The 6943-nt window shown below is 36.0% G+C and carries 5 protein-coding genes; all 5 read left to right on the top strand.

Going from position 1 to position 6943, the window contains the following annotated elements:
• On the top strand, positions 1-1658 hold a 1658-nt coding region (vgrG, locus tag A9G28_RS02250), incomplete at its 5' end, for a type VI secretion system tip protein VgrG (RefSeq protein WP_141674669.1).
• A 2-nt stretch (positions 1659-1660) separates the two neighbouring features.
• Positions 1661-4273 carry a YwqJ-related putative deaminase gene (locus tag A9G28_RS02245; RefSeq protein ID WP_065579626.1) on the top strand — a complete coding sequence of 871 codons (2613 nt, stop codon included), beginning with the start codon at positions 1661-1663 and terminating at the stop codon, positions 4271-4273.
• A 29-nt stretch (positions 4274-4302) separates the two neighbouring features.
• The gene (locus tag A9G28_RS02240) at positions 4303-5325 is read left to right on the top strand and encodes a hypothetical protein (protein ID WP_065579625.1); all 1023 of its coding nucleotides are present in this window, start codon (positions 4303-4305) and stop codon (positions 5323-5325) included.
• Between the two features lie 14 nt (positions 5326-5339).
• On the top strand, positions 5340-6356 hold the full coding sequence (locus A9G28_RS02235) for a hypothetical protein (RefSeq protein WP_065579624.1): 1017 nt from the start codon (positions 5340-5342) through the stop codon (positions 6354-6356).
• A gap of 70 nt (positions 6357-6426) precedes the next feature.
• Positions 6427-6693 carry a hypothetical protein gene (locus A9G28_RS02230; RefSeq protein WP_065568307.1) on the top strand — a complete coding sequence of 89 codons (267 nt, stop codon included), beginning with the start codon at positions 6427-6429 and terminating at the stop codon, positions 6691-6693.
• The last annotated feature ends 250 nt before the right edge of the window (positions 6694-6943 follow it).

The raw sequence follows: 6943 nt of genomic DNA, 5'->3' as shown, positions 1-6943 counted from the left end.
ATCGCCCCGCGCCCATACGCTGGCCACAAGTCAGTGGCACCTTACCCGCACGGGTCACTAGCCCTGATAATGACACCTATGGCTATATTGACACTCACGGGCGCTACCGAGTTAAATTCAACTTTGACTTAAAAGCGTGGAAAAAGGGTACTGAAAGCTTATGGGTACGCTTAGCAAAACCTTATTCGGGTAACACCTATGGTTTTCACTTCCCATTAATTGATGGCACGGAAGTGGCGATTGCCTTTATGAATGGTAATCCAGATAGGCCGTATATCGCCCATGCCATGCACGACAGCGCCCACCCAGACCATGTGACTACGGTAAACAAACACCGCAATGTCATTCGCACCCCCGCCAACAATAAATTACGCATGGATGATAAACGCGGGCAAGAGCATATCAAACTCGCCACCGAATACGGCAAAAGCCAACTTAACTTAGGTCACCTTGTTAACGAAAAAAAAGCACAACGTGGTGAAGGCTTTGAACTGAGGACGGATGAACGGGGCGCGATTGCTGCCAACAAAGGCTTATACTTAACCACGCAAACCGAGCCGAAAGCGCAAGGCAAACAACTGGATATGCAAACGGCAATAAACCAACTGGAAAATGCCTTATCGATTGCCAAAGCCCTACAAAATGCCGCTACCCAGTCCGACGCACACAGCGCGGATACCGACAGTCAAGACCAGCTTAAAGCCAACTTAACTCAGCTAACTCAAAGTGGCCTACTGGCCTATGCGCAAGAAGGCATTGCCTTAACCAGCCCAGAAAACATCCAACTGACAACAGGCAATAGCTTAACCCTAACCAGCGAAAACCAAACCGATATCAACGCATTAAAAAACATCACCGTATCATCTGGCGACGCAATAGGACTATTTGCTCATAAATCAGGCATGAAACTGTTTGCCAACCAAGGCGATATTGCAGTGCAAGCCCAAAATGCCAACCTCAATATGGCAGCCAAGCAAGATATCAAAGTGGATAGCGTGGATGGTGAAGTCACTATCACCGCCAGTGATAAACTGACGCTTATCTGTGGTGGCTCTTATATCAAAATCAGCAGTGAGGGCATTGAACTGGGCACGCAAGATAATGTGTATCTTAAATGTAATGTGATGCAAAAGATGGGTGTATCGTCGTTAGATTATAAGTCGACACTTTTATCAGGTGCTATTCCTCAAACTTTTACCACACAAGATAAACAAGAAGGAATAACACTGTATCTTGAAACCGATGATGGTTATCCAATTCCAACGACTAAATATCAAGTTCGTTTTGATAATGGTGAATTTAGACAAGGTCGTTTAGATCGCGAAGGAAAAGTGGTATTAAAACATGTTCCTCCTAATATGGACTATTATTATCAGTTTCCAGATGATGATGACATTTTAGCGAAAGCCAATGCTCAACGATTACATAAAGCCATTGAAGCGATAAATTCAAAACAGATGATTGGGTATTTAACTTATTCCAAAAATACCATTGAAATGACAATTGATGCCTATAAGGAAATTTATGGAAAAGACATGGTAAAAGATATTTACCAAGCATTAGGACCTTACCACAAAGATAAATTAGCTATCGATTATTTATTTGCAAAAGCAGATATCAAAACGACTAAATATAAAGTATCTATAAATAAGGAATAACCATGCAAAATTATCGAATTGTGGCTAAACCCAATTTAACAAATGTGCTACGTGGAAAGATCATGTCTTTTTCTTTACAAAGAATCAACCCCGACGCACCTGCTCTTGAACAAATTCGGGCTTCATGGCTGTGTTATAACCATATTTCGTTCAGAACTGATGATAAATACCTAGGAAAAGTCATTAATGGACCTCAAAATTCAACTCAATGGAACGAAGTAAAATGGGATATTGAAGGGCGTCACAAAATTGTTTGCCAAATAATATACGGTAACCAAAAGGAATATATTGAATATATCCAAAATGTGATTAATGCAAAACAAAGTGTTTCGTATTCCACAAATACTGCCGAAGAGTCAGAAAATCCATTTATTTTTTATAAAAATTTAACTCAGCAAATTGACTGGATCTTAGTGCAAGAAAAGCAACAGCAGCTATCAGCCGAGGATGAACAGGCTTATCAAAATCGAATGGAATCGTTAAAGCTCTTCAAGGAGAAACTCAAATTTTTGCTTGATAAAGTGCCGGCTGATTGCCGCGAAAACTTTGGACAAGTTCACGTTAAACATATTTCAAGCATTTATGGTGAACGTGAAGATATGTCATTAAGAGTGTGCTATTTTTATAATGATAACGAAGTTCATTTAATTGACTGGACTAGCCCTGTCGATAGGTCATTTTGTGGTGTCTATGTTGGCAAAGGCGAAACAAAAGAAGACGCCATTAAGCAAGCACTTGAATGTTGGGATAAAGATAACCGTTATCCAGAAGGCACTATTAAAGGCTATGCCGCAGTAGATAAACAATTTGGCATTGCAAAAGAAGTCACTTTTGATGATGATAATCGGATTATCTTAGGGAAAGAGATTATTTATGGCGGTATTGAAATTAATTTTGATACAGATGGTAAAAGTGATTCAGATTCCTTATCTGATGCCTTCGCATCATTAGGATTTGCGGCAATAGTGGTTGCGGGTGTCATTACATTAGTTGCTCCAGTGCCCGGTTCAAGAGTGGTATCAGGGTTAATATGGTCATCGATTGCGGCGTCAACGACTTCAGCGGTTATCAATATTGCTGATCGGCATCGAGAAGGTTTTGGTAATTGGAAAGATGATTCATTTGACATCTTAACAATAGTTTCTAATGTGTTTGCTAGCGGTACAATTATCGCATCGGCAAAATGGAGTAGTAAAACATTATTATTAACCAATCTTAGCCAAAAACAAGCCATTAAAATCACGTTAATAGGTCAAATAAGTGCAGATTCATTACAAGGCATTTTGATAACTGAAGAACTAGCCGAAGCCATTTATTCAGTGATGAACAATAAAACGCTACCAGCTGATATCAAATTATCTAAAATCTCTGCACTAATCAAAAGAGGTATCATGGATGGGATACTTATCACAATAAGTATTCACGGAAGCAAAAAAAACCTTACTGCATTAAAGAATGATCCGTATCACTCTAAAACCACCATGAGCCTGGAAAAGATAGATCGATATATTTCAGGTGAAGAACATTTCCCAAAACCGGGTATTGAAAATTCGCTCTCTGAGGTACCAAGCAAAATACCGAGCCAAAAAACAGAGTCATCCCCAGTACCCAATCGAGTGGAAAACTCAAATCAGGTATTACCTGCTTCGCCTAATACGGTATCAAATATTGCCGATGAGATACCCAGTTTAATGCCATACACAAAAGATACGCAATATAACAAAACACTTTCAGTTCAAATAACTTATGAAAACGGCGTAGAAAAAACGTTATCTGCTATATACCCACAAAAGTGGGAACTATTAAGTATGGAAAACAAAGCAAAAGCGGTACCGGGTGAATATTTTCATAGAATATTGGATGAAAATTTAACCAAAGGTCAAGAATTCTCATCATTAAATAAAGACAAAGGGAATATTACCTACACAACCGATTTAAACTCAGGCACAAGAAAATCGAATACAAGTGAAACCGAAAGTAAAACTACGGTTTCCACTAACCATGCAAGTAAAAAGCAAGGTCAGAAAGAGTTAGAAGATGAGTTGAAGGTTTGGAGAAAAGATGAAAAGATAAACATCACTAAAAGAGTTGCTTTAGCCCAAACTCGTTGCGAAGTCGAAGGAATTGTTTCGGAAGCAAATTTTTATAATTTAGAAGTGCCATATTATAAAGAGTTAAAAAATGGTAGAGTGAAACTTGTTGAAGCGATCGATGCAACTTATTACCGATTTATTGATGTAGGCGCATATATGAAATTATTGAAAGAATCTTATTTAGGTTCGAGTAGCTTATATCCCAATGTTACACCGGCCTTTGCTAAAATGCACCCGACTACTGAACGATTAATTAGAGAATTTATTTCTAATAATCAACAGTTTCGTATAATTGATGGCTTGCCGGGGATGCATGCTGAAGTACTATCCACCAATAATGTATTTCAGCAATTAGAGGCAAAAGGGAAAAATGTTGACGAATATCTAGACAAAATTGAAGTGTATACCATTCGCTTAACCGAATATGAGCAAGGTAAAGCATTCCCAGCCTGCCGACACTGTAGTGGTATTCTATCCAAATCAAAAGGCATTCACATTCCAACCGGAAGGGTTGATGATTAAATAGAGTAAAAAATTAAGGAATCCATATTATGATAGTCAGAATCGAACTCAATCAACTAGAAAAGCGCAGTAATTACTACTTTTATAACGATACGCCATTTAATGGCGAAGCTTATGATCATCGAGACAATCAGCTTTATCAGGTATACGAAATCACCGATGGCGTTATTACAGGTAGCCGAGATTATGGCGCTTTACAAGCCGAAGGTATGATTAAAATTGATTATGATTTATTGAACAGTGGTGAATATTTTGATTATGAGATGAATCAATTGCCATACTATTTTCAAGGACAACCATTCACTGGTATCGCATATGAATACAGATTTGGTTTTGTATTGGCTGAAGCAATATTTATTAACAGTTGGTTAGTTGAATATATCAGTTTTTTTGCTGATGGAACTGGTAGATTAAAACGTTACGAAAAAAATGACATTGATATTACCGAAACAACTGGAGATAGAGAATGGTATTTAGAATGGGAAAATAATGCATATAAAAGGATTGAATCTCGCTATTTAGATTATGCAGGAACAGCTCATTCAGGCAACATAAAATTATATTTCAACGAGCAAAAACAGATTAAACAAGTGATTATAAAAGATGATTATGCTTATGTTTCACTATTAGTGCCTAGGGATGATTTAGGTCTTGATTTTAAAACTTTTGATGATTTATTGGCAAAACAAGATATTTTTGCCGATAACCTATCTATCTGGTCAATTGAGGATTCATTATTTAACCAATGGTTAGATCGCGGGCTTTTAAATCAGGTTAAGCAATTAGAGTTATATCACACTAATGTTCAACCTTTGACTATAACAAAAATGCAGCAATTGCAATCTTTGCAACAATTAAAAATATCAGAATGGAAAATTGATGAAAATGATAAGCCTTTATTCATTAAACAACAAAAACAACGCTTTTTAGAGTTAGCCTCAGCACTCTTCTTATTGAAAGAAAGTTGCTCTATTGACGTCATTTTAGAGGATGACGATGAAAATATTTTCGAGAAATATTTACCCGATGATTTAAAACAACAGCTTACTTAACAGATTAAAAAATCATGATAGTCAGAATAGAACTCAATCAACTAGAAAAGCGCAGTAATTACTACTTTTATAACGATACGCCATTTAATGGCGAAGCTTACGATCATCGAGATAATCAACTTTATCAGGTATACGAAATTACCGACGGTATTATTACAGGTAGTCGAGATTATGGTGTTTTTGAAGCCAATGGTATGATAAAGGTCGATTATGAATTGTTACATAGCGGTGACTTTGATTATGAAATGAACGACATCCGTTATTCTTATCAAGGAAAACCATTTACAGGTTTATGTTATCAATATAGTTTTGGTTTTGTACAAGTCGAACATTTGTGTATTGATGGTTGGTTTGTTAAAACTATCGGTTATTATCCCGATGGTACAGGTCGAATAAAAAGATACGAAGAAAAACAAATTGATATTACCGAAACAACTGGTGATAGAGAGTGGTTATTGGAGTGGGAAAATAATGCATGTAAAAGGATTGAATCACGCTATTTAGATTATGCAGAAACAGATCATTCAGGTAATTTAGAATTACATTTCAATGAACAAGAACAGATTAAACAAGCAATTATTGAGGGTGATTATGCTTATGTCTCATTATTAGTGCCTCGAGATGATCTTGGTCTTGATTTTAAAACCTTTGATGATTTATTGGCAAAACAGAATATTTTTGCCGATAACCTCTCTATCTGGTCAATTGAGGATTCATTATTTAACCAATGGTTAGATCGAGGACTGTTAAATCAGGTTAAGCAATTAGAGTTATGCTATGCAAATATAGAACTTTCAACCATTGGAAGATTGGCTGAATTACCTGCTTTACAAACATTAAATTATCGAGAATCTTCCGTATATAAAACGAATCTCGTTTATGCTGAAAAACAAAAACAGCAATATCGAGCACAAGCGCTTGCCTTATTTGCCCTACAACAAAATAGTAATATCAAAATAACCTTTAATGACGGCAGAATCGATTATTTTCAAGAATTCTTACCCGATGATTTAAAACATCAACTAACTTAATAGATTAAAAATCATGATTGAATCATCGTTGCTTGATATGCAAAGCCAAATTCAAAAATGAAATTATAAAATGAATTTAAATGAAGAATTATTAGAACTATTAAGAGAAAATGCTAAAAAAGGTAAAGAGATTAATTTTTTAATAAAGTTAATCAAGGATAGAGTTGATTCTAGTGACTTTAATTCTTTTCTTGTAATAAATTACTTTATGCAAGCGTATCATTTATCTTTTTGTCAAATAAAAGAGTTACCAGGTGCTTTTTGTATGGGAGGAGGCGTATACTCTGATGAGGAAATCAATGCACTTATTTATCCACATATAAAGAAAAGTTTATAACAATCATATTGCCTTTTTGTAATTGGATACAGCAAAAATATAACCTATACTAAATCTTGAACACTAGGTGTTGATAATATAAAAAGATTAAGGTTCCCATATGATGAAAGTCAGAATAGAACTGAATCAACTAGAAAAGCGCAGTAATTACTACTTTTATAACGATACGCCATTTAATGGCGAAGCTTACGATCATCGAGATAATCAACTTTATCAGGTATACGAAATTACCGACGGTATTATTACAGGT

Source organism: Gilliamella sp. Fer1-1 (genome assembly GCF_001690825.1).
In the GTDB taxonomy this organism is placed as follows: domain Bacteria; phylum Pseudomonadota; class Gammaproteobacteria; order Enterobacterales; family Orbaceae; genus Gilliamella; species Gilliamella apicola_C.
The sequence above is the reverse complement of the archived record's forward strand: the minus strand, read 5'-3'. Positions and strand labels throughout refer to the sequence as shown.